The 25213-nt window shown below is 62.7% G+C and carries 20 protein-coding genes; all 20 read right to left on the minus strand.

Going from position 1 to position 25213, the window contains the following annotated elements:
* Positions 1-130: 130 nt before the first annotated feature.
* Positions 131-904, minus strand: coding sequence for a 30S ribosomal protein S2 (gene rpsB, locus C8348_RS10445; protein WP_106753270.1), 774 nt, complete (start codon positions 902-904; stop codon positions 131-133).
* Positions 905-1111: 207 nt separating this feature from the next.
* Positions 1112-4558 carry a DNA polymerase III subunit alpha gene (dnaE, locus tag C8348_RS10450; RefSeq protein WP_106753271.1) on the minus strand — a complete coding sequence of 1149 codons (3447 nt, stop codon included), beginning with the start codon at positions 4556-4558 and terminating at the stop codon, positions 1112-1114.
* 553 nt (positions 4559-5111) lie between these two features.
* Positions 5112-5792, minus strand: coding sequence for an ABC transporter ATP-binding protein (locus C8348_RS10455; RefSeq protein WP_106753272.1), 681 nt, complete (start codon positions 5790-5792; stop codon positions 5112-5114).
* A gap of 39 nt (positions 5793-5831) precedes the next feature.
* Positions 5832-7055 carry a lipoprotein-releasing ABC transporter permease subunit gene (locus C8348_RS10460; protein WP_106753364.1) on the minus strand — a complete coding sequence of 408 codons (1224 nt, stop codon included), beginning with the start codon at positions 7053-7055 and terminating at the stop codon, positions 5832-5834.
* 350 nt (positions 7056-7405) lie between these two features.
* A complete protein-coding gene (proS, locus tag C8348_RS10465; RefSeq protein ID WP_106753273.1) occupies positions 7406-8734 on the minus strand; it encodes a proline--tRNA ligase in 1329 nt (442 codons plus the stop codon).
* Between the two features lie 579 nt (positions 8735-9313).
* Positions 9314-9574 (minus strand): DUF1467 family protein, encoded by a 261-nt coding sequence (locus C8348_RS10470; RefSeq protein ID WP_106753274.1) that lies wholly within the window; start codon positions 9572-9574, stop codon positions 9314-9316.
* Between the two features lie 100 nt (positions 9575-9674).
* A complete protein-coding gene (mce, locus tag C8348_RS10475; RefSeq protein WP_106753275.1) occupies positions 9675-10079 on the minus strand; it encodes a methylmalonyl-CoA epimerase in 405 nt (134 codons plus the stop codon).
* A gap of 60 nt (positions 10080-10139) precedes the next feature.
* Positions 10140-11807 (minus strand): ribonuclease J, encoded by a 1668-nt coding sequence (locus C8348_RS10480; RefSeq protein ID WP_106753276.1) that lies wholly within the window; start codon positions 11805-11807, stop codon positions 10140-10142.
* A gap of 40 nt (positions 11808-11847) precedes the next feature.
* On the minus strand, positions 11848-12627 hold the full coding sequence (locus C8348_RS10485; RefSeq protein ID WP_106753277.1) for a biotin--[acetyl-CoA-carboxylase] ligase: 780 nt from the start codon (positions 12625-12627) through the stop codon (positions 11848-11850).
* Between the two features lie 7 nt (positions 12628-12634).
* Positions 12635-14077 (minus strand): NADH-quinone oxidoreductase subunit NuoN, encoded by a 1443-nt coding sequence (nuoN, locus tag C8348_RS10490; RefSeq protein WP_106753278.1) that lies wholly within the window; start codon positions 14075-14077, stop codon positions 12635-12637.
* 27 nt (positions 14078-14104) lie between these two features.
* On the minus strand, positions 14105-15631 hold the full coding sequence (locus tag C8348_RS10495) for an NADH-quinone oxidoreductase subunit M (protein ID WP_106753279.1): 1527 nt from the start codon (positions 15629-15631) through the stop codon (positions 14105-14107).
* Positions 15631-17658: an NADH-quinone oxidoreductase subunit L gene (nuoL, locus tag C8348_RS10500; protein WP_244293976.1), complete on the minus strand. Its 2028-nt coding sequence runs from the start codon at positions 17656-17658 to the stop codon at positions 15631-15633. Before nuoL ends, C8348_RS10495 begins: the two co-directional genes overlap by 1 nt.
* A 6-nt stretch (positions 17659-17664) precedes the next feature.
* On the minus strand, positions 17665-17973 hold the full coding sequence (gene nuoK / locus C8348_RS10505) for an NADH-quinone oxidoreductase subunit NuoK (RefSeq protein ID WP_106753280.1): 309 nt from the start codon (positions 17971-17973) through the stop codon (positions 17665-17667).
* A 90-nt stretch (positions 17974-18063) separates the two neighbouring features.
* Positions 18064-18678, minus strand: a complete 615-nt coding sequence (locus C8348_RS10510) for an NADH-quinone oxidoreductase subunit J (RefSeq protein WP_106753281.1) — start codon at positions 18676-18678, stop codon at positions 18064-18066.
* Between the two features lie 123 nt (positions 18679-18801).
* Positions 18802-19290 carry an NADH-quinone oxidoreductase subunit NuoI gene (gene nuoI, locus C8348_RS10515; protein WP_106753282.1) on the minus strand — a complete coding sequence of 163 codons (489 nt, stop codon included), beginning with the start codon at positions 19288-19290 and terminating at the stop codon, positions 18802-18804.
* A 22-nt stretch (positions 19291-19312) separates the two neighbouring features.
* Entirely contained in the window at positions 19313-19543 is a 231-nt protein-coding gene (locus C8348_RS10520) for a hypothetical protein (protein WP_106753283.1), read from the minus strand.
* 4 nt (positions 19544-19547) lie between these two features.
* Positions 19548-20597: an NADH-quinone oxidoreductase subunit NuoH gene (gene nuoH, locus C8348_RS10525; protein WP_106753284.1), complete on the minus strand. Its 1050-nt coding sequence runs from the start codon at positions 20595-20597 to the stop codon at positions 19548-19550.
* A 16-nt stretch (positions 20598-20613) separates the two neighbouring features.
* Complete coding sequence (nuoG, locus tag C8348_RS10530; protein WP_106753285.1) at positions 20614-22683, minus strand: NADH-quinone oxidoreductase subunit NuoG; 2070 nt, start codon at positions 22681-22683, stop codon at positions 20614-20616.
* A gap of 28 nt (positions 22684-22711) precedes the next feature.
* Positions 22712-24013 (minus strand): NADH-quinone oxidoreductase subunit NuoF, encoded by a 1302-nt coding sequence (nuoF, locus tag C8348_RS10535; protein WP_106753286.1) that lies wholly within the window; start codon positions 24011-24013, stop codon positions 22712-22714.
* 9 nt (positions 24014-24022) lie between these two features.
* A complete protein-coding gene (locus C8348_RS10540; RefSeq protein WP_106753287.1) occupies positions 24023-25195 on the minus strand; it encodes an NADH-quinone oxidoreductase subunit E in 1173 nt (390 codons plus the stop codon).
* Between the last annotated feature and the right edge of the window lie 18 nt (positions 25196-25213).

Raw genomic sequence — 25213 nt, forward strand, 5'->3', positions numbered from 1 at the left:
TGGGCCCAGCGATCCCGGACTTGCCCAGGAGACCTGCTCCCGAAAGACAGGAACAGGGCAGGAAACCGAATGACCGGCGGCCATTCGAGACAGGCGGCGCAGCGGAGGTCCGCTGCGCCTGCCGTCAAACTCAGGCGTCAGCCTGTTCGCCGTCGGCCAGGACCGGCTCGACCGGAGCGGCTTCCGAAGCGCCGACATCCATGCCCATGTTGCCCTGGGCGCGCGAGATGCCGTCGATGGCAGCGCGGGCGATCAGGTCGCAATAGAGCTGCAGCGCACGGCCGGCGTCGTCGTTGCCCGGGACCGGATAGGTGATGCCTTCCGGCGAGCAGTTCGAATCAAGGATCGCAGCGACCGGGATGCCCAGACGACGGGCTTCCTGGATGGCGATTGCCTCGCGGTTGGTGTCGATCACGAAGATCAGGTCCGGCAGGCCGCCCATGTCCTTGATGCCGCCCAGGTTCCGCTCGAGCTTCTCGCGCTCGCGGTCCATGAACAGCTTTTCCTTCTTGGTCAGGCCCGAGGTGTCCGTCGACAGGACTTCCTCAAGCTTGCGCAGGCGCTGGATCGAACCGGAAATGGTCTTCCAGTTGGTCAGCATGCCGCCGAGCCAGCGGGCGTTGACGAAATACTGCGCGGAGTTGCGCGCGCATTCGGCAACAGCTTCCTGGGCCTGGCGCTTGGTGCCGACGAGCAGCACGCGGCCGCCATTGGCGACAGTGTCGCTGACGACCTTCAGGGCCTGGTGCAGCAGCGGAACGGTCTGCGCGAGGTCGATGATGTGGATGTCGTTGCGAACGCCGAAGATGTACGGCGCCATGCGCGGGTTCCAGCGGTGCTTCTGGTGACCGAAGTGAACGCCTGCTTCCAGCAGCTGACGCATGGTGAAATCGGGCAAAGCCATGGCCCTAAACTCCTGATTTTTCCGGTTATGACCTCCACGGGGAGTGCAGCGACGGCATCAAGCCGCAACGGACACCGGACGGAACCGGGCATGCCGGATCCTTCCCCGTGTGTGGAATGGGCGCCTTATAGGCGTCGAATTCTCGAAACACAAGCCCTTAGGCTACTTCAGACACAAGACACCAGATCCCAACCCGGACGCAGGATCTCACGCCATCTGCACGTCAGTGACGCCCGGAACGGCCTTCAGGGCGCCGGCGATTTCCGGGGACAGGCGGTATTTGCCGGGCAACCTTACCTCGACCTCGCGCTTGCCCTCGTCCAGCAGCAGGACGACATTCACCTCGCCCTCCCCCTTGGTCGACAGATGACGGGCCAGGCTCTTCATCGGCCGGGCGTCGCGCAGGAACACCCGCAGGCTCTTCTGCACGCGTGCGGCCATGGTCTCGATCGGATCAACCTGCTCGATTCGCACCGAGGGCTCGTCATCGCGCATATCAGAGCTGACGAGGACCACCATCGACTTGCCGACCTCGATCACATCGCGGAACTGGGCCAGCTTTTCGGAGAACAGCAGCGCCTCGAACTGGCCGGTGGCATCCGAGAAGCGGACAATGCCCATGCGATTTCCGGACTTGGTCTTGCGCTCCTGCTTGGAGACGACCGTGCCGGCGAGACGGCCGGCGGATGCGCCCCGTTTCACGGCCTCTGAGAACTGCGCCCATGGCTGCACCCGCATCCGTTCGAGCAGAGGCTGATATTCATCGAGCGGATGGGAGGACAGATAGAAGCCAATGGCCTGATGCTCCCGTTGCAAGCGCTCGGCCGGCAGCCAGCCCGAGACCTCGGCCAGTTGCAACTCATCCCCTGCCCCACCACCGCCGCCGCCGAACATGTCGTTCTGGCCGACCGTGGCATTGGCTTCCGTTCGCTGCGCCTGGCCGATGATTCGCTCAAGCCCTTCAAAGACGCGGGCGCGATTCGGCTCAAGGCAATCAAAGGCGCCAGCATTGACGAGACTTTCCAGGACGCGCTTGTTCAGGAACTTCGGCGAAATGCGCGAGGCAAAATCGCCAAGGCTCTTGAAGGGCCTGTCGCCGCGCACATCGACGAGATGCTGGATCGCCTGTTCGCCCGCCCCCTTGATGGCGCCCATGGCATAGACGATGCGGCCGTTGTCGACGTCGAAGGGCACCATTGATCGGTTGATCGACGGCGCGAGCACCTCGACGCCCATGCGCCGGGCCTCTTGGCGGAAGTCGCCCAGCTTGTCGGTGTTGCCCAGATCGAGCGTCATGGACGCGGCCAGGAACTCGACCGGATGGTTCGCCTTGAGCCAGGCCGTGTGGTAGGAGACCAGCGCATAGGCGGCAGCGTGTGACTTGTTGAAGCCGTAGTTGGCGAATTTCGCCACGAGGTCGAAAATCGTGCCGGCCTGGTCCTTGTCGACGCCGCGCTCGACGGCGCCATCGACGAAGCGGGCGCGCTGCACCTCCATTTCGGCGGCGATCTTCTTGCCCATGGCGCGGCGCAGCAGGTCAGCCTCGCCAAGCGAATAACCGGAGAGCACCTGCGCGATCTGCATCACCTGTTCCTGATAGACGATGATGCCGTTCGTCTCGGTCAGGATCGGCTCCAGCAGCGGATGCAGGTAGTCCGGCTCCTGTTCGCCATGCTTGACGGCGTTATAGACCGGGATGTTCTCCATCGGACCCGGGCGATACAAGGCCACCAGAGCAATGATGTCCTCGAACCGGTCCGGCTTCATGCCGGCGATGGCCCGGCGCATGCCCTGGCTTTCCAGCTGGAACACGCCGACGGTCTCGCCTGCCGCCAGCAGCTTGTAGGTCTTCGGATCATCAAGCGGGACCGCTGCCATGTCGACATGTATGCCCTTGCGGGCGATCAGCTTTACTGCCGTGTCGATGACGGTAAGGGTCTTCAGGCCCAGGAAGTCGAACTTCACCAGTCCGGCTTCCTCCACCATCTTCATGTTGAACTGCGCCACCGGCATGTCGGAACGCGGATCACGATAGAGCGGGACAAGCTGCTCCAGCGGACGATCACCGATCACCACGCCTGCGGCGTGGGTCGAGGCGTGGCGATAGAGACCTTCAAGCTTCTGGGCCATCGCCAGTAGCCGCTCGACGCTTTCCTCGTCGCGCGCGGCCTCACGCAGGCGCGGCTCCTCCGCGATGGCCTGGGCGAGGGTTACCGGATTGGCGGGATTGGCCGGGACCAGCTTGCACAGACGGTCGACCTGGCCATAAGGCATCTGCAGCACGCGGCCGACGTCACGCAGCACCGCGCGGGCCTGTAGCGACCCGAACGTGATGATCTGCGCCACCTGGCTGCGGCCGTATTTCTCCTGGACGTAGCGAATGACCTCTTCGCGCCGGTTCTGGCAGAAGTCGATGTCGAAGTCCGGCATCGACACGCGTTCCGGATTGAGGAAGCGCTCGAACAGCAGCGAGAACCGCATCGGGTCGAGGTCGGTGATGGTCAGCGCCCAGGCGACCACGGACCCGGCACCCGAACCACGGCCCGGGCCAACAGGAATGTCATGCGCCTTGGCCCACTTGATGAAATCGGCCACGATCAGGAAGTAGCCGGGAAACTTCATCCGCTCGATGACCGACAGTTCGAAATCGAGGCGGTCCCAATAGTCCTTCTCGGTCAGGTCAGGGGCAAGGCCGTGGGCAGCCAGGCGCATGGCCAGACCTTCGCGGGCCTGGCGTCTCAATTCATCGGCTTCTGCCTTCTCCGCTTGCTCGGGATCGGCATCGGCACCGGCAAAGCGCGGCAGAATCGGATCGCGCTTCAGCGGCCGGTAGTGGCAGCGCCGCGCGATCTCGAGCGTGGCGTCGCAGGCCTCCGGCAGATCGGAGAACAGCGCAAGCATCTCGGCACGGGACTTGAAATAGTGTTCCGGCGTCAGCTTGCGCCGGTCATCATCAATGAGCACCCGGCCTTCCGAAATCGCGATGAGGGCATCATGGGCCTCATAGTCGTCGCGCTTGGGAAAGAAGGGCTCGTTGGTGGCAACGATGGGAAGGCCCTTGTCATAGGCCAGATCGAGAAAGCCCGGCTCGGTCTTCCGCTCCGCGGCCATGCCGTGACGCTGCAGTTCCACATAGCACCGCCCGTCGAAGGCTGCGGCCAGGCGGTCGAGGCGGGCTGCCGCAAGCTTGTGGTTGCCCGTTAGCAGCGCCTTGCCGACCGGGCCATGAACACCACCAGTCAGAAGGATCAGGCCGGCAGCACGCGATTCCAGCAATGCCAGCGGCACATGCGGGTGCTGGCCAGTCGGCGTCTCCAGGAACGCCCGGCTCGTCAGTTCCATGAGGTTCATGTAGCCCTGCTCGCTCATGGCAAGCACAACCACATCGCTCAAGGCGGGTTCACCGCGCCGATCATCGCCGGCTTCATCGTCAAAGGCCACCGCGAGTTGGCAGCCGATGATCGGCTGGATACCGGAGCCCCAGGCCTTGCCGGCAAATTCCTGCGCCCCGAACAAGTTGCCGGTGTCCGTGATTGCCAGCGCGGGCTGACCGTCCGCCTTGGCAAGATCAAGCAGCTTCTTGATCGGCAGCGCCCCTTCCAGCAGGGAAAGGGCGGAGTGAACGCGAAGGTGGACGAAGCCGATCTCGGACATGACAACGGGACCCGGTAAGAGAGAACCATCCTGTCCCGTAACCGGAGCCAGGATGATCAGCCGTTTGTCCCTTTGACATGCCCTGAAGCGGGGGGAGATGTCGAGCTGCGATCCGGCCGGAGACGACCCGATCCAGAGGTTCCTGCGCCGGCGGGCCTCAGTTGAACGCCAGCAGAACCTCTCCCCAGACAGCAATGGTGGCGGCGAAAACAACGAGCGAACCGAAAGCGGCGATATCGCGGGCCAGGAAAGTCATGGCATGCTCCTCTCTTTCGAACCGGCAGCTCCGCTGCCTCGGGTTCCGTGGTCTGGGGCCGCAGCGGCCCCTTGGTCACCAGATTGTTCCCTTTTTGTTCTTTTGACAAGCCTCTATCGGGTCCGAAGCATCGCGGGCCCCGTTGTTCTCATGTGAGGGTGAACAAATAATGAACGGCGCCTAGTCTGGGGCGACGCACGGCCCCTTCGCCCCCACGGGGGCGGCACATGCAAGGCGCTGTGCCCCCACCTGGACCACTGGGCATCAAGGATCAGGAAAACACGGTCGCAACTGGTCTCAGTAATCGAGGATCAACCCGTCCCGAAGCGTGATGACACGATCCATCCGTCCGGCCAGGTCCATGTTATGGGTGGCAAACAGGGCTGCAACGCCGGTCGCCCGCACCAGCGCCTGGAGAGCGTCGAAGACATAATGGGCCGTCTGCGGATCCAGATTGCCGGTCGGCTCGTCGAGCAAGAGCAGCCGCGGGGCATTGGCGACGGCACGTGCAATGGCGACACGCTGCTGCTCGCCGCCGGACAATTCGGATGGACGATGTGTGCCTCTGGCCCCAAGCCGCATATAAGCAAGGAGCTGGCTGGCGCGTTCGGCCGCAGTCTTTTTCGGCAAACCCTGGATCATCTGCGGCATCATCACGTTTTCCAGAGCCGTGAATTCCGGCAGGAGGTGATGGAACTGGTAGACAAAACCGATGTCGTTACGCCGGATGGTCGTGCGCGCATCATCTCCGAGCGCACCGCAAGGCTTGCCATTGACATAGACCTCACCCGAATCGGGCTTTTCCAGCAGGCCAGCGATGTGCAGCAACGTGGACTTGCCTGTGCCCGAGGGGGCGACCAGAGCAACCATCTGACCCGCTTCAAGCGTCAGATCAGCCCCTTTCAGGATCTCCAGCGTGCCGGAAGCTTCACTGAACACACGGGTAATACCGCTGAGGCGCAATACAGACGCGGACATGGACGAGGTCTCTCCTGAGGATCCGGCTAAGGCCATGGTTCACTCGTACCTGAGCGCTTCGACCGGATCGAGGCGCGCGGCACGCCAGGCCGGGTAGATCGTTGCCAGAAGGGACAGCACCAGCGCCATCACCAGCACCATGATCGTTTCGCCCTGGTCCATCTCTGCCGGCAGACGCGAGAGGAAATAAAGGGTCGGATCAAACAGCTGCGTGCTGGTCAGCCAGGAAATGAACTGGCGGATGCTCTCGATGTTGAGGCAGACAACAAGGCCCAGAAGGAAACCCGCAAGCGTGCCGACAACACCGATGCTGGCACCGGTGATGACGAAGACACGCATGACCGCCCCCCGCGTCGCCCCCATGGTGCGCAGGATGGCGATGTCGCGCCCCTTGTCCTTCACCAGCATGGTGAGGCCGGAAATGATGTTGAGTGCGGCAACCAGCACGATCAGCGTCAGGATCAGGAACATGACGTTGCGCTCCACCTCGAGGGCAGAGAAGAACGTCATGTTGCGCTGGCGCCAGTCGCTGACGAATGCGGGGCGCCCTGCCCCTTCCTCGACGGCCGAGCGATAGGTGCCCACCTTGTCCGGATCGTCGGTATAGACCTCGACGCCCGTCGCCTTGCCGTCCATGCGGAAGAAGCCCTGGGCTTCTGGCAGCGGCATGAAGGCAATGGTTCCGTCGTATTCCGACATGCCGATCTCGAAGATGGCGCTGACCGGGTAGGCCTTGGTACGCGGGGTCACGCCCATCGGGGTGACCGCCCCGCGCGGCGAGATGATGGTGATGCTGTCGCCGACCTGCAGGCCAAGTTGCTGCGCCATGCGTGTGCCAATGGCAATGCCGCCGTCGGTGTCAAACCCCTCCAGCGAGCCCTGGCGAATGTTGCCGGCAACGAGGGGCAGCCGCTTGAGGTCGCTCTCATAAAGACCGCGCACCAGCGCCCCGAGGTTTCCCGCCGGTCCGGCGACAAGGGCCTGGCCCTCGACAAAGGGAATGGCAGCCACGACACCGGACACCCCCTGCAGCCGTGAGGCCACGGCGTCATAGTCGGTGAGAGGTTGATCTATCGGCTGAACCAGCATGTGGCCATTGATGCCGAGGATCTTGCTGAGGAGTTCCGTGCGGAACCCGTTCATCACCGCCATGACGATGACAAGGGTCGCAACGCCAAGCATGATTCCGGCAAAGGAGAACCCGGCAATGATCGAGATGAAGCTGTCGCGACGGCGCGAGCGCAGGTACCGACCGGCGATCATCCACTCGAACGGGGCAAACGGGCGGACGGCGCCCGGACTGCTATCCCCCGGGGCCTTGCCGGCGCTTGCGGATTTCTCCGGCTTGGCATCCTTCGACTGCGGCGATGTGGTGCGTGCGCTCATGATCTGCCTTGAAGGTGGAGCAAGGGCTCGGCCCTGGTACCGGACGTCCTGCACTGTCGCGAAAGCGTCCGGTTGCCTGCTTGTTCTGTTTCCCGAATCGGCCCGGACAATAAAGCGCGAGCCTACGATCGCGCTTTATTAGCCAAAGCAGGCAGGATTGCGAGCACATCGGCTGTTTCGGTCGCCAAGTGCACCGAATCCCCGGTCACAAGGATCCGCGAGTGGGATCACGAGGTCAATGCGTCGCGGATCTTGTTGAAGGCTGCCTCGACAGTCAGCGTTTCCCGGGCCCCGGTGGCGCGTTCCTTGACCTCAACCACGCCATCCTTGAGGCCGCGCGGACCGGCGATCAGTTGGAACGGCAGACCGATGAGGTCCATCGTGGCGAACTTGGCACCAGCGCGGGTATCTGCGTCGTCGTAGAGCACTTCAATGCCGGCATTCTCGAACCGCTGGTAGAGCGCCTCGCAGGCCTGGTCCGTCTCGGCGTCGCCCGGCTTCAGGTTGATCAGGCCGACATGGAACGGCGCGACCGAGGCCGGCCAGATGATGCCTTCCTCGTCATGGCTCGCCTCGATCAAGGCCCCCATCAGGCGCGACACACCGACACCATAGGAGCCCATGTGCACGGGCACTTCCGTGCCTTCAGATGTCATCACCTTGGCTCCCATCGGCTCGGAATACTTTGTACCGAAGTAGAAGATGTGTCCCACCTCGATGCCACGGGCCGAGACGCGGGCGTCTTCCGGGATCGCGTTGAAGGCTGCCTCGTCGTGCATTTCCTCGGTCGCTGCGTAAGGCGTCGTCCAGCTGTCGACGATCGGCGTCAGGTCAGAGGCAAAATCGGTATCGAGGCCGGGGGTTGCCATGTCCAGGAGGCTCTTGTCGCAGAACACGGCGCTTTCGCCGGTGGCGGCAAGGATGATGAACTCGTGGCTCATGTCACCGCCGATCGGGCCGGTGTCGGCGCGCATCGGGATCGCCTTCAGCCCCATGCGGGCAAAGGTCCGCAGGTAAGCGACGAACATGCGGTTGTAGGCGTGGCGCGCGGCTTCCTTGTCGATGTCGAAGGAATAGGCATCCTTCATCAGGAACTCACGGCCGCGCATGATGCCGAAGCGCGGACGGACCTCGTCACGGAACTTCCACTGGATGTGGTAGAGGTTCAGCGGCAGGTCCTTGTAGGAGCGCACATAGCCGCGGAAGATGTCGGTGATCATCTCCTCGTTGGTCGGGCCGAACAGCATCTCGCGCTCGTGGCGGTCCTCGATGCGCAGCATCTCCTTGCCATAGGCATCATAGCGCCCGCTTTCGCGCCACAGGTCCGCCGACTGGATCGTCGGCATCAGCAGTTGAACGGCGCCAGCGCGGTTCTGCTCTTCCTCGACGATCTTCTCGATCTTGCGCAGCACGCGGAAGCCCAGCGGCAGCCAGGAATAGATGCCGGCCGACTGCTGGCGGATCATGCCGGCACGCAGCATCAACCGGTGCGAGACGATCTCGGCTTCCTTGGGGGTTTCCTTCAGGATGGGCAGAAAAAAGCGGGACAGTCGCATGTCAGGTTCCTGAATATCGCGGGCACCCACCACCGGGCCGCGCCGCAGTCAAACCGCATGCATCCCGAAAACACAAGTCCCTTGCAGAAATGCTTCGGGAAAAGCTTGGGATTCCAGGGTCCGGACCACATTCCGGAGGGGCATCCCCTTGAGGAATAAGGCTTTCCGAAACGCCGCCGGAAGCAGCATGCAAAAATTTTGGGCTTATGCGCTCAAAATAGTGACAAGTTTGTGTCAATGCGCTAGTTTGCCTCTCCATAAGAACAGAGGCAAAGAGCGGCAACGTTCTAAGCCTTTCATAACAGGCATCGCGGTCTGAGTCTTGGGAGGAAGATCCCCCTGGCGCACCCACAAGGTTCGCAGCCGACACAGTGAAGTTTCCAAAAGGAACGCACTGATGTATTGGGGGAGTTTTGGACGCGGAACTAAAAAAGCAGGGCAATTGCCCTGCTTTTTTTTCGTCCCCGCACTGCTTCCACTCTGTCGGATTTCGTCTGGCGCCTGCCACTGGGCATTATCTCAATGGCCGCTCGCAGAAGCTGCGTTCACGGGCTCCCGCATAAAGTACAGACCCCCGACTCAGCGCGGGCCGGGCAGCGGGATGTCATCCAGGGTGATGCCGGACTGACGCAACCAGACAAAGCCCGCGAACAGGACCGTTGTGACGATGGTCGTCCAGATCGCCGTGCGCAGCATGCGGAACCTGGCCGGAGCGCTGGCTTCGGTACCGGGCACCACTTCGCCTTCTTCTGCCTGGGTCCTGACGCCGAAGGGCAGGATCGCAAACAGCACGATCCACCACATCATGAAATAGATGGCGAGTGCAAAAGGAAGTGACATGTCGCAAGGGTCCTAAGGTTCAACCGCCTGGCAAGGCTGCCAGGGTCAAGCATGCGGGGGCGGAGCCAACCGGCAAGCCAGCCGGCTCCAACTGGCGTGATCAGGCCTGCTCGAGTTCGGTCAAGGTGCCGAGAAAGTCCTTCGGGTGCAGGAACAGCACCGGCTTGCCGTGAGCTCCGATCTTCGGCTCTCCGTCACCCAGGACGCGGGCACCGCGCGCAACCAGCTGATCCCGAGCGGCCAGGATATCCTCGACCTCGTAGCAGACATGGTGGATGCCACCGGTCGGGTTCTTTTCAAGGAACCTGGCGATCGGAGAGCCGGCGCCCAGCGGCTCCAGCAACTCGATCTTCGTGTTCGGCAGGTTGATGAACACGGTTGTCACACCGTGCTCGGTCTGCGCCACCTTGGCCGAGACCTCCGCGCCGAGCGTATCGCGATAGACGGCGGTTGCCGCGTCAATGTCAGACACGGCAATCGCCACATGGTTCAAACGTCCGATCATGCACACTCCCCCAGGGGTCGGGGGTGCGGTCTTTTCGGGAACCAAGCACCCACCGGGTTGTCAAACTCGGGTGACGAGCGCCTTGCAGAGCGCCTTCTTGCCCCACACGGATGTCACCGACGCACGCGCCGCACGCCGCAGAGCCTCCGCGACCATATCGTCATCCTTGCGGCGGGCTTTCGGGATGCCGGACAAGGCCCCTGTAACCGCCTTACGGACAATTTCCTCCATCGGATCGCCCTCGGTATCCGTTTCCGGAATGCCGAACAGGGCAACGGCCGGATCGTCCATCATGTCACCGGCCCGGTTCAACACGACAGACACGACCAGAGCGCCGGCGATGGCCAGCTTGCGCCGTTCCTTGACCCCGGTCATCTCCGGGTCGCCCATGACATTGCCATCGACAACCATGAGACCGAAGGGGGCCTCGTCGATCACCTTGGCATCACCCGGGAACAACCGGATGATGTCGCCATTGCCGGCTATCACGACCGAGCGGATGCCTTGGCTGCACGCAAACTCGCCATGAGCGGCAAGATGGAACGGTTCGCCGTGCACGGGAACCACCACCTTTGGCTGAACCAGCTTGTAGAGTTCCGCCAGCTCGCCGCGGCGCGGATGGCCCGAGACATGGACCAGAGCATCCCGGTCCGTGACGATCTGCACACCGGTCTTGGCAAGGCCGTTGACGACGGCGCCGACTTCCTTCTCGTTGCCCGGAATGGTGCGCGCGGAGAAGATCACCATGTCTCCCTTGGCCAGGGCGATGTTGCGATGGGCCCCTGCCGCAATCCGGGACAGCGCTGCGCGTTCCTCGCCCTGGGATCCGGTGCAAAGCAGCACTGTCTTCTCCCGCGGCAGGAAGCCGTAGCTGTCCTCGTCGAGGAACGGCGGCAACCCGTCGAGATAGCCCAGTTCACCCGCAACATCGATGACGCGGCGCATGGAGCGACCAACGACCACCAGATTGCGATCCGCAGCTGCTGCCGCCTCCGCGATGGCCCGAATACGGGCCACATTGGAGGAAAACGTTGTTACGGCAACACGCTGCTTGGCTTCCCTCATGATCCGGGTGAGCTCGGCTCCGACATCCGACTCACTCGGGCTGAAGCCGTCGCGATAGGCATTGGTGCTGTCGCAGACCAGCGCCGTGACGCCCTCGTTGCCCAGTTCCTCCAGCCGCTTCAGATCTATCGGCAGGCCAAGACCCGGCTTCAGGTCGATCTTCCAGTCGCCCGTATGCAGCACCATGCCTTCCTTGAACCGCAGCGCCAGCGCGCAAGGTTCAGGGATTGAGTGCGACATGGCGACGAACTCGACATCGAAGGGTCCGATATTCAGCCGCTGACCCTGCTGGACCACGGTGACCGGGATCTCTTCCGCGCCGGGCTCCCCTTCCACCTTGGCCTCGATCAGGCCTGCGGTGAACGGCGTTGCATAGACCGGCGCACGCAACAGCGGCCACAGATGCACGAGACCGCCATAATGGTCCTCATGCGCGTGGGTGATGACGATGCCGGCAATGCGGTTCTTCTCGGACTCCAGGAAGCTGATATCGGGCAGAACCAGATCAATGCCCGGCAGTTCCGGTCCGGCAAAGGTCACGCCGACGTCCACCACCAGCCAGGTGCGATCATCTTCAGGCCCATAGCCGTAGAGGCCCAGATTCATGCCGATTTCGCCAACGCCGCCGAGCGGCAGGAAGACGATTTCGTTGGCCTCAGCCATGCGTTCAAACTCCTTCTGTCGTCATGCGCGGCAGGCTGGATCAGCCCTTTGACCGCGCGCCGAAGAACACGTCTCCGGCCGAAATAATGCGTCTTGTCCCGTCCTCTAGCTCAAGAACGAGTTGTCCGCGCGGATCGATATCCCGAAAGCACCCGATCAGGTCCTCTTCGGGCAGGCGAACGGTGATGGTCTCACCCAATTTCAATGCCCGCTCCAGCCAGGCGCGCCGGGCAGGCTCAAAGCCGTCCTCGCGCCAGTTGTCCAGCCGGCGGGCTACGCTGGCCGACAGGCAGCGGAACATCGTCGCGGCATCGACGCGGTAGCCAAGCGAAGCCAGATCCGTCGCCGGATAGTTTTCAGGCTCCGGGTGGCTGGCGCAATTGACCCCGAAGCCACAAACCACCGCCAGATGGCCATCAGCCAGGGGCTCAGCCTCCAGAAGGATGCCGGAAAGCTTGGCGCCGCCAACGAGCAGGTCGTTGGGCCATTTGAGCCGCGCGAGGCCGAAGGCTCCAACGGCCGCATCCACTGCCTCTGCCAGAGCGACTGCCGCGACCAGCGGCAGTTCCCCGATGCGCTCACGCGGGCCTGCATCGACCAGCAGCAGGCTGGCAAACAGATTGCCGACGGGCGACACCCAGTTGCGGCCACGCCGGCCACGCCCCTGCGTCTGCACATCGGCGAGAACCCAGAGCCCACTCGCCTGCCCCGCCCGCGCCGCCGCCATGGCGGTGCTGTTCGTCGACGGCAGACTGGCGTGCCTTTCAAAGCGGAAGCCCGGCGCCTGAGGCACCGGGCCGAAAGTCAGATCTGCTGACATCCGCGTCTCAGAACAGGCTCTTGGCCGCGAGCGCCGTTGCCGTCGTGATCGGCTGCGGCAGCACGATGTAGAAGATCACGAAGATGCTCGACAGACCGAGGACCACCTTCAGTTCAACGGGCATGGCCTCGAACTTCTCGGCCGGCTCGTCGAACAGCATCACCTTGATGATGCGAAGGTAGTAATAGGCACCAACGACCGAGGCGACCACACCGATGATCGCCAGCGGATAGAGCCCGGCCTGGACAGCGGCCGAGAACACATACCACTTGCCCCAGAACCCGACGAAGGGCGGGATACCGGCCAGCGACACCAGGATCACCGACAGCAGCATGGCCATCGGCAGGTTGGTGCGCCACAGTCCGGACAGGTCCGCGATCTCTTCGACCATGCCGTCCTTGCGGCGCATGGAGAGGATACAGGCGAAGGCGCCGAGCGTCATGCCGAGATAGGCGGTCATGTAGAACAGCACACCTTCGACACCGGTCTGCGTGCCAGCCGCAAGACCGACAAGGGCATAGCCCATATGGCCGATTGAGGAATAGGCCATCAGACGCTTGATGTTGCTCTGGCCGATCGCCGCAAAGGCACCCAGAACCATCGAGGCGATGGAGACAAAGACGATAATCTGCTGCCATTCATGCGTCACCGGCTGGAACACGTCGATGACGACGCGAACCAGAAGACCCATGGCGGCAACCTTCGGCGCGGCGGCGAAGAAGGCGGTGACCGGCGTCGGAGCGCCTTCATAGACGTCCGGTGTCCACATGTGGAACGGTACGGCCGAGATCTTGAAGGCGAGGCCTGCCAGCATGAACACCAGGCCGAAGATCAGCCCGAGCGAGGCACCATCCCGGGTCAGGACTTCGGCGATCTGCGGAAAGCCGACGTTGCCGGTGAAACCATAGACCAGCGACATGCCATAGAGCAGCATGCCGGAGGACAGCGCGCCGAGCACGAAATACTTCAGGCCGGCTTCCGTCGAGCGGACACTGTCACGGTTGATCGCGGCAATGACGTAAAGCGACAGGCTCTGCAGCTCGAGGCCAAGATACAGCGCGATCATGTCATTGGCCGACAGCATGAGCATCATGCCGACGGTCGCCAGCAGGATCAGCACCGGATACTCGAACTTGTCGAAGTTCTGGCTGCGCGCATAGGCCCAGGACATGGCAATGGCGAAGAACGAGCCGATCAGCACGAGCTGCTTCAGGTAGTAGGCGAAGCTGTCGAGCACGAAGGCGCCCTGGAACGTGGTTCCAAGCTGCGCACCATAGGGCATCACGAACAGGGCCGTGGCGGCGATGAGGCCCATCGCCATGCCATTGACCAGGAAGCTGATGCGCTGACCGCCGAAGACGCCGATCATCAGCAGGGCGAGCGCCCCCACGGCCAGAAAGATCTCCGGCAGCACGGGCAGAAGGTCGGGCAACTGGGTGAGTTCAGTCATTGCACGCGTCTTTCGTCCTGTCGGGGATCAGTGGGCAACCGCCGGGGCGCCGGCCTGGACCGTATGTCCTGCCGCCTCGATGGCTGCCTGATAGTTGGTGATGAGCGCATCCACGGAGCCCTGCGTCACATCCAGGATCGGTGCCGGATAGAAGCCGAACAGGATCGTCAGGATGATCAGCGGAACCAGGATCACCTGCTCGCGGAGCGACAGGTCGGTGATCGACTTGAGGCTTTCCTTGTCCAGCGCGCCGAAGACAACGCGGCGGTAGAGGAAGAGGGCATAGGCAGCCGAGAGAATGACCCCCGTTGCGGCAAAGAGCGCAACCCAGGTGTTGACCTCGAACGCCCCCATCAGCGTCAGGAACTCGCCGACAAAGCCGCTGGTGCCCGGAAGACCGACATTCGCCATCGTGAAGATGAGGAAGGCCACTGCGTAGAACGGCATCCGGTTCACGAGGCCGCCGTAGGCCGCGATGTCACGCGTGTGCATGCGGTCGTAGATCACGCCGACGCAGAGGAACAGCGCGCCGGAGACGATGCCATGCGACAGCATCTGGAACAGGGCGCCCTGGATGCCTTGCTCCGTCATCGTGAAGATGCCCATGGTCACGTAGCCCATGTGAGCGACGGACGAGTAGGCGATGAGCTTCTTGATGTCTTCCTGAACCAGTGCCACCAGCGAGGTGTAGATGATGGCGATGATCGACAGGGTGAAGACCATCGGTGCGAACATCTCGCTCGCTTCCGGGAACATCGGCACCGAGAAGCGCAGGAAGCCGTAGCCACCCATTTTCAGGAGGATCGCAGCGAGCAGGACCGAACCGGCTGTCGGGGCTTCCACGTGTGCATCTGGCAGCCAGGTGTGCACCGGCCACATCGGCATCTTCACCGCAAAGCTGGCGAAGAAGGCAAGCCACAGCCACGTCTGCACATCGGAGGCAAAGGGATACTTGGCCAGTGCCGTGATGTCAGTGGTGCCGGCGCTCCAGTACATGGTCATGATGGCAATGAGCATCAGGACCGAGCCAAGCAGCGTGTAGAGGAAGAACTTGTAGCTGGCGTAGACGCGGCGCTTGCCACCCCACACGCCGATGATCAGGAACATCGGCAGCAGGCTGGCCTCGAAGAACACGTAGAACAGCACCAGATCCTGGGCACAGAACACGCCGATCATCAGCGTCTCGAGCACCAGGAAGGCGATCATGTATTCCTTGACGCGCTTCTGGACGCTCTCCCAGGAGGCGAGAATGCAGAAAGGCATCAGGAACGTGGTCAGGATCACGAACAGCATCGAGATGCCGTCGATGCCCATCTTGTAGCCGATGTTGCCGCCGAGCCATTCCTGGGTCTCGACGAGCTGCAGGCCCGGGTTGGCGTAGTCGAACGCGCCCCAGATGAACAGGGACAGCACAAAGGTGAAGAGGGTCGTCACCAGCGCAACCATGCGGATGTTGCGCTTGGCGCCCTCGTCTTCCCCCGGCACCAGGAGAATGGCCAGCACACCTGCCAGCGGCAGGAAGGTGGTGGTCGTCAGGATCGGCCAGTCGATCATCAGTGCGCTCCCCCGCCGGTCGAAACACCGGTGAACATCGACCAGGTGACGAGCGCCGCCACACCGATCAGCATCGCAAAGGCATAGTGGTAGAGATACCCGGTCTGCAGACGCACGACCCAGGTGGTGACGTTCTGGACCCGGGCAGCAACGCCATCGGGACCGCAGCCATCGATGACCACGCCATCGCCCTTCTTCCACAGCATGCGGCCAATCCACATTGCCGGGCGGACGAAGATCCAGTCATAGAGTTCGTCGATGTACCACTTGTTGAGGAGGAACTTGTACAGCCCCTCCTGCTCGGCGGCGAGGCGCTTCGGCGTCTCCGGCGAGCGGATGTAGAAGTACCAGGCAACGATGAAGCCACCGGCCATCATCACGAAAGGCGAAACCTTCACCCATTTCGGGACGTCGTGGATCGCATGCAGGATGTGGTTGTCCGGACCGGTGAACAGGGCACCCTTCCAGAAGGCGTCATAGGCATCGCCGATGAACTGCGGCTTGAATACCATGCCCGACGCAATCGCGCCAACCGACAGGAGGAACAGCGGAACCAGCATCACCATCGGCGATTCATGCACGTGCTTCATGACATCGACCGGTGCACGCGGCTTGCCGTGGAAGGTCATGAAAGTCAGCCGCCAGGAGTAGAACGACGTCAGGCCAGCGGCCACAACGGTCATCCAGAAGGCATACTGAGCCGCCGGATTATGGCCGGCAAAGGCCGCCTCGATCACCGCGTCCTTCGAGATGAAGCCCGCAAAACCAATATAGGTGAGCGGAATGCCGACGCCGGTGAGCGCCAGCGTGCCAATCATCATCGTCCAGTAGGTATAGGGGATGTGCTTGCGCAGGCCACCCATGCGGCGCATGTCCTGCTCGTCCGAGACGGCGTGAATGACCGAACCGGCGCACAGGAACAGCAGCGCCTTGAAGAAGGCGTGCGTGAACAGGTGGAAGATGCCGACCGAGTAGGCGCCGACGCCAAGAGCCACGAACATGTAGCCGAGCTGCGAACAGGTCGAGTAGGCGATGACCCGCTTGATGTCGTTCTGGACCAGACCGACGGTTGCGGCGAAGAAGGCCGTGGTCGCACCGAAGATGGTCACCACCGTCAGCGCCGTCGTCGACAGTTCGAACAGCGGCGACATGCGGGCGACCATGAAGACGCCTGCGGTCACCATGGTTGCGGCATGGATGAGAGCCGACACTGGGGTCGGGCCTTCCATCGCGTCCGGCAACCAGGTGTGCAGCAGGAACTGGGCCGACTTGCCCATCGCGCCGACGAACAGCAGCAGGCAGACCACGGTGATCGCCGACTGGGCGTCCAGGTGATAGCCGAGGAAGTTCAGAACTTCCGGCCCATGCGCCGTGGCAGCCGCTTCCGCGCCATGGGCGAGGACACCGACCACTGCAGGAGCATTGGCGAAAATGGTCGACAGGTTGATCGTGTCGAACATCACGAAGACGCCAAAGATGCCAAGGATGAAGCCGAAGTCACCGACGCGGTTGACGACGAAGGCCTTCATCGCTGCGGCATTCGCCGAGGGCTTCTGATACCAGAAACCGATCAGCAGATAGGAGGCAACGCCCACGCCTTCCCAGCCGAAGAACATCTGCAGCAGGTTGTCGGCAGTCACCAGCGACAGCATGGCGAAGGTGAAGAAGGACAGGTAGGCAAAGAAGCGCGACCGGTGCGGGTCGTGATGCATGTAGCCAATGGAATAGATGTGCACGAGCGCCGAGACGCTGTTCACCACCACCAGCATTACCACGGTCAGCGTGTCGATGCGCAGGGACCAGGACACATCCAGCGTGCCGGAGGTGATCCAGCGCAGGATCTCGATCTGGACCAGCGCCGTCTCACCGTAGCCGATCTGGAAGAACGCGACCCAGGACAGGAGCGCTGCAATCACCACCAGGGTGGAGGTGACCAGTTCGCTCGCCTTGTGGCCGATGGCCCGGCCGAAGAGGCCCGCAATCAGGAAGCCGATCAGGGGCAGGAAGACAATAGCCTGAAACAACATCTCTCCTCACCCCTTCATCATGTTGACGTCTTCCACGGCAATGGAGCCGCGGTTACGATGGAACACGACGAGGATGGCCAGACCGATGGCCGCCTCGGCGGCGGCAACGGTCAGGACGAGCATCGTGAAGATCTGGCCCATCAGGTCGCCGAGGAACGACGAGAAGGCGACGAAGTTGATGTTGACTGCGAGCAGGATCAGCTCGATCGACATCAGGATGACAATGACGTTCTTCCTGTTCAGGAAGATCCCGAAGATCCCGATCGTGAACAGGATGGCCGCGACCGACAGGTAGTGCGACAGACCGATTTCCATGGGCGCCGCTCCGTGCTCCCTCGTTTAACCTGATCCGGCCGATGGCGGCTTAAAGGGCCGCCGGGCCGGGTTTCGTGCGCGTTGCCGCGCTTAGATGCCTTTGCCCGGCTCCACCTTGCGGATCTCGATCGCGCTCGCCTTGTTGCGGGCAACCTGAGTAGCAATGTCCTGACGCTTGACGCCTTCCTTGTGGCGCAGGGTCAGAACGATCGCTCCGATCATGGCGACCAGCAGGACAAGGCCAGCCGCCTGGAAGAAGAAGATGTACTTGGTGTAGAGCACCTGGCCGATGGCCTCGATGTTGCTCACCTGATCGATCGGCGGTGTCGGCTCAGACCCGTGACCCAGCATCTCGGGTGCGATCACCCAGGCGCCGATGCCCATCAGCAGTTCCACAAGCATGATGAGCCCGACAAGGCCGCCGATCGGCATGTACTGCAGGAAGCCCTGGCGCAGTTCGACGAAATCCACGTCGAGCATCATGACGACGAACAGGAACAGCACCGCCACCGCGCCGACATAGACCACAATCAGCAGCATCGCCAGATATTCGGCACCGAGCAGGATGAACAGGCCGGACGCATTGACGAAGGCGAGAATGAGGAACAGCACCGAGTGAACCGGATTGCGCGAGGCAATGACCATCAAGGCCGATGCCACCGTCACGCCGGCAAACAGATAGAAGAAGAGGGCTTTCAGGATCATGTCAGGACCTGCCTGTCTCGGTCTCATGCCTCGGGGCAACTGCCCCTGTCGGTAGCTGGCATCTGGGTGCGGCCCCTGCCCGGCTCGGATCAGCCGGCCAAGGACCCTGGATCTGGGCGCGCCTCAGCGGTAAGGCGCGTCCATTGCGATGTTGCGTGCGATCTCGCGTTCCCAGCGGTCGCCGTTGGCCAGGAGCTTTTCCTTGGAGTAGTAGAGCTCTTCGCGCGTCTCAGTGGCGAACTCGAAGTTCGGTCCCTCGACAATGGCATCCACCGGGCAGGCTTCCTGGCAGAAGCCGCAGTAAATGCACTTGACCATGTCAATGTCATAACGGGTCGTGCGGCGGGTGCCATCGTTGCGGCGCGGACCGGCCTCGATAGTGATCGCCTGTGCCGGGCAGATCGCTTCGCACAGCTTGCAGGCGATGCAGCGCTCTTCCCCGTTGGGGTAGCGCCGCAGGGCATGCTCGCCGCGGAAGCGCGGGCTCACCGGTCCCTTTTCGAAGGGATAGTTCACCGTCGGTTTCGGCTTGAAGAAGTACCGCATGGCGAGAAAGAACGCCGACACGAATTCCTTCAAGAAGAGCGATTTAGCGGCCTGATCAAGTCCCATCGCCGTTGCCTTCCTCTCGCGTTCAGCCAACCAGCTGCCACGCGGCCAGATACCCGATCACCGGAAAACCGAAGACCGGGAGAATGAACACCAGTTTGCGCAGGGCGGGTTCGAACCGGACGGCGAAACCGCCGCCCTTGCGCTTTTGCTTTTCCACCATCGCCGACAGCAACCCGTTGAGGATGCCGTAGTCGATCCAGCCGATGTAGAGACCGATACCAGCCCCGATCAGCCCGGCGATGGAAAACTCCATCGCCTTACGGAGCCCAGCCCATCAGCTGCAGCACGCCGGCCACCAGGACCACCATGAACAGCGACAGCGGCAGGAACACCTTCCAGCCAAGACGCATCAGCTGGTCGTAGCGATAGCGCGGGACCATTGCCTTCACCATGGCGAACATGAAGAAGACCAGCAGTGCCTTGAGCGAGAACCAGACAATCCCCGGCACCCAGGTGAAGGGCGCGATGTCGAGCGGCGGCAGCCAGCCGCCCATGAACAGGATGGTCATCATCGCGCACATCAGGGCGATGGCGACATACTCACCGAGCATGAACATCATGTACGGGGTCGAGCCGTATTCCACCATGAAGCCGGCGACCAGCTCGGACTCTGCCTCGGCAAGGTCGAACGGCGGACGGTTCGTCTCGGCGAGCGCCGAGATGAAGAACACGACGAACATCGGGAACAGCGGCAGCCAGTACCAGTTCAGGATCGACAGCCACGGCAGACCGACATAGCTCGCCAGACCCGTCTTCTGGGCATGGACGATCTCGGTCAGGTTCAGCGAACCGGCGCAGAGCAGGACCGTGACGATGACGAAGCCGATGGAGACTTCGTAGGACACCATCTGAGCGGCTGAGCGCAGGGCCGACAGGAACGGGTATTTAGAGTTCGACGCCCAGCCACCCATGATGATGCCATAGACGCCGAGTGACGAGATCGCGAAGATGTAGAGAATGCCGACATTGATGTCGGCAATGACCCAACCTTCAGCCACCGGCATGACTGCCCAGGCGCTCAATGCGAGGAGCACGCTGAGCAGCGGGGCCAGCAGGAACAGGCCCTTGTTCGAGCCTGCCGGGATCACCGGCTCCTTTAGCACGAACTTCAGAAGATCGGCGAAGGACTGGAAAAGCCCCCAGGGGCCAACCACGTTAGGGCCACGGCGGATCTGCACGGCCGCCCAGATCTTGCGGTCGGCGTAGAGGATGTAGGCGATGACCACCAGGAGCACCACGAGCATCACCACGCTCTGCAGCGCCATCCAGAGGAAAGGCCAGCCGTAGGTCGTCATAAACTCCGACATGTCTGTCCCCTGCCCCTTATTCCGCTGCCGCTGCCATGCGCGCCTTGGCCAGGGCGGAGCATTCCGCCATGACCTTCGACGCACGGGCAATCGGGTTGGTCAGATAGAAATCGCTGATGACGTTGTGGAACGCCGCCGAGTTGGCCTTGCCACCGGCAGCAGCCAGCTTCGCCACGTCCGCCGGATCACCGGCGGCAATGCTGTCGATCGCGGCCAGATGCGGATGGGCCTCGAACAGCTTGGCGCGCAGCTGCGCCAGCGTGTCGAACGGCAGCGCCTTGCCCAGAACCGCCGAGAGCGCACGCAGGATGGCCCAGTCTTCACGGGCTTCGCCAAGCGGGAAGCCGGCGCGCTCGCCGAGCTGCACACGGCCTTCCGTGTTGACGTAGAGCGCCGACTTTTCCGTGTAGGCCGCACCCGGCAGGATGACGTCGGCGCGGTGTGCGCCCTTGTCGCCGTGGGTGCCCTGGTAGACGACAAAAGCGCCTGCCGGGATCTGGATCTCATCCACGCCGAGCAGGAACAGAACATCGAGGCTGTTCTCGGCGAGGATCTGACCGGTGGTCAGACCGCCCTCGCCCGGCACGAAACCGATGTCGAGTGCACCAACCTGGGCAGCTTCCGTGTGCAGGACACTGAACCCGTTCCAGTCGGCACGGACCGCACCGCGGCTCTCGGCAAGCTTGGCGGCCAGCGCCAGGACAGCCGCGCCATCCGGACGGTTGATCGCGCCCTGACCAACGATGATCAGCGGCTTCTTGGCGCCTGCGAGGAACGACGCGTCATCAATCAGGGCTGCCAGCGTGTCCGGGCCAGCACCGCGATAGGTCGCCGGGTAGGTCAAATCCGCGTTCTGGCCGATGATGTTGACCTCGACCGGACCCTTGACCCAACGCTTGCGCAGACGGGCGTTCAGCACCGGGGCTTCGACGCGCGGGTTGGTGCCGATCAGGACGATGGCATCTGCCTCGTCGATGCCGGCAACCGTTGCGTTGAACAGGTAGCTGGCGCGACCGTTCTTCGGATGCAGCGGCGAGCCGGGGAAGCGGCTGTCGAGGTTCTTCACGCCGAGGCTGTCCATGAGCAGCTTCAGCGCAAACATTTCTTCAACGCCCGACAACTGACCGACGAGCGCGCCGATCTTGTCGGCGCTCGTTGCCTTCACCTTGTCGGCGATGATCTGGAACGCCTCGGCCCAAGAGACCGGGACGATCTTGCCGTCCTTGCGGGCATAGGGGCGATCAAGGCGCTGGGTCTTCAGACCATCCCAGATGTAGCGGGACTTGTCCGAGATCCACTCCTCGTTAACCTCTTCATTGAGGCGCGGCATGACGCGCATGACTTCGCGGCCACGGGTGTCGACGCGAATGGCCGAGCCGAGCGCATCCATCACGTCGATGCTTTCGGTCTTCACCAGTTCCCAGGGACGGGCCTTGAACTCGTAAGGCTTGTGCGTGAGCGCGCCCACCGGGCACAGGTCAGCGGCGTTGCCCTGCATTTCGGACGACAGCGCGGCTTCCAGGTAGGTGGTGATCTCGGCATCCTCGCCGCGGCCGATCAGGCCCATGTCGGCGACGCCGCACACTTCCGTCGTGAAACGGACGCAGCGCGTGCAGTGGATGCAACGGGTCATGATCGTCTTGATCAGCGGACCGATGTTCTTGTTCTCGACCGCGCGCTTGTTCTCCTGGAACCGCGAGCCGTCGACGCCATAGGCCATCGCCTGGTCCTGCAGGTCACACTCGCCGCCCTGATCGCAGATCGGGCAATCCAGCGGGTGGTTGATCAGCAGGAACTCCATCACGCCTTCGCGTGCCTTCTTGACCATCGGGCTTTTGGTCAGGACGACGGGGGGCTCGCCATTCGGGCCCGGACGCAGATCCTTGACGCCCATGGCGCAGGAGGCGGTCGGCTTCGGGGGGCCGCCCTTCACTTCGACGAGGCACATGCGGCAGTTGCCGGCAATGGACAGACGGTCATGGTAGCAGAAGCGCGGCACTTCAGCGCCGGCCTCTTCGCAGGCCTGCAGCAGGGTGTAGTCCGCCGGAACGTCTACTTCATTGCCGTCGATGATCAGTTTTGTCATCGCGTGTCTCCGAATCCTCGTTCCCGGTTCACTCGGCCGCAACCAGCGTCTTGGGCGCACGGGTCTTGGCGACATAGTCGTCAATCCGCGCCTCGATCACCGGACGGAAGTTCTTGATCAGGCCCTGGATCGGCCAGGCAGCCGCATCGCCAAGGGCACAGATCGTGTGGCCTTCGACCTGCTTGGTCACGTTGAACAGCATGTCGATCTCCTCGCGCGAGGACTGACCCTTGACCATGCGTTCCATGACGCGCCACATCCAGCCCGTGCCTTCACGGCACGGCGTGCACTGGCCGCAGCTCTCATGCTTGTAGAAGTAGCTGAGACGGGCAATCGCCTTGATGATGTCGGTCGACTTGTCCATCACGATCACCGCCGCCGTGCCAAGGCCGGAGCCAAGGCCGCGCAGGGTGTCGAAGTCCATGGCGACGTCCTTCATCTGCTCGCCGGTAATGCAGGGGACGGACGAACCGCCCGGGATCACCGCCAGGAGATTGTCCCAGCCGCCACGGATGCCACCGCAGTGGCGTTCGATCAGTTCGCGGAACGGAATGCCCAGCTCTTCTTCCACGGTGCACGGCTTGTTGACGTGACCGGAGATGCAGAACAGCTTGGTGCCGGTGTTGTTCGGCTTGCCGAGACTGGCGAACCAGGCACCGCCACGACGCAGGATGGTCGGAGCGACAGCGATGGATTCGACGTTGTTCACAGTCGTCGGGCAGCCGTAGAGGCCGACGTTGGCCGGGAACGGCGGCTTCAGGCGCGGCTGGCCCTTCTTGCCTTCCAGGCTTTCGAGCAGCGCGGTTTCCTCACCGCAGATGTAGGCCCCTGCGCCGTGATGGACGTAGATGTCGAAATCGTAGCCGTTCTTGTTGTTCTTGCCGATCAGGCCAGCCTCGTAGGCCTGATCGATGGCACCCTGAAGGCGCTCACGCTCGCGGATGAACTCGCCGCGGACATAGATGTAAGCCGCAATGGCGCCCATGGCGAAGCCGGCAACGAGGCAGCCTTCGACCAGCGTATGCGGGTCGTGGCGCAGGATCTCGCGGTCCTTGCAGGTGCCCGGCTCGGACTCGTCGGCGTTGACGACGAGGTAGGACGGACGGCCATCGCTGGCCTTCGGCATGAAGGACCACTTGAGACCGGTCGGGAAGCCTGCACCGCCACGGCCGCGCAGCCCCGACCCCTTCATCTCGTCGATGATCCAGTCACGGCCCTTTTCAATCAACGCCTTGGTGTTATCCCAATGGCCACGCTTGCGCGCACCCTCAAGACCCCAGTCGTGCAGGCCGTAAATATTGGTGAAGATCCGATCCTGATCCTTCAGCATCTCGCCAACTCACCCCTCACTCTTGCTGGACGGCACATCGCCACTGTCCACGCGCTTGGAGAATTCCGTTTCACCGCCGCTTGCCAGCGTCTTGGCCTGAACGATCCACTCTTCACGGTCAATCCGACCCTTGAAGTTCAGAATGCTCTCGACCCAGGCCTTGTTGGCTTCGCTCCAGCCGGCGATCTGGTCAAAATGATAGACACCGAGTTCATGAAGCGTCGCTTCAATCTTCGGACCAATCCCCTTGATCCGCTTGAGATCATCCGCCTTGCCTTCACGGGCCGCCGTCAGCAGGCCAGGCTTCTCGCCCTCGACAACCGGGCTTGCAGCCTCCTGCTTGGCGGGTGCGGCAGCAGCAGCGGGAGCCGGCGCAGCAGCCGGCGCAGGCGCTGCAGCAGCTGCCGCCTTGCGGGCTGCAACTTCGGCCTTGACGCGGGCGACCGCATCCTCAGCCGGCGTCGGAACGCCGTTGTAGTCATGTCCGCCGCCGTTGATCGACGCGCCGGCGAAGGCATGCGATGCCTTGGCGTTGCCGTCGACAACATGAGCGAAGGGCAGCGCGCCGACCGTATCGTCGCTCAGCGAGGTCAGGGTCGTTGCCCCGCCCTCAGGAGCGCCAAAGCGGCGGTCAATCTGCGGACCCGGGGTGATTTCGCGGCCTGCGGCGATGTCCTCGATCAGCTTCTCGAGGCTCTCAGGTGTCAGGTCTTCGTAGGTGTCCTTGAAGATCTGGACCATTGGCGCGTTGACGCAGGCACCAAGGCACTCGACCTCTTCCCATGAGAAGTTGCCGTCAGCCGACAGTTCGTGCGAATGCGCCGCGATCTTCGACTTGCAGACGCGGATCAGGTCCTCAGCGCCCCGCAGCTGGCACGGCGTGGTGCCGCAGACCTGGATATGCGCCTTCTTGCCGACCGGCTGGAGCTGGAACATCGTGTAGAACGTTGCCACTTCCAGCACGCGGATGTGGGGCATGCCAAGCATGTCCGCCACACAGCGGATTGCCGGCTCGCTCACCCAGCCCTCGTTCTGCTCCTGTGCACGCCACAACAACGGGATCACCGCCGAGGCCTGGCGACCCGCCGGATAGCGATCGATCACCTTCTGTGCCCAGGCGAGATTCTCCGCCGTGAAGGCGAAGCTCTCCGGTTGTTCCGCGGCAAGTCTGCGAACCGCCATGGTCTAATCCCCGTTCCG

Origin of the sequence: Pannonibacter carbonis (assembly GCF_003012935.1) — a bacterium.
Lineage (GTDB): Bacteria > Pseudomonadota > Alphaproteobacteria > Rhizobiales > Stappiaceae > Pannonibacter > Pannonibacter carbonis.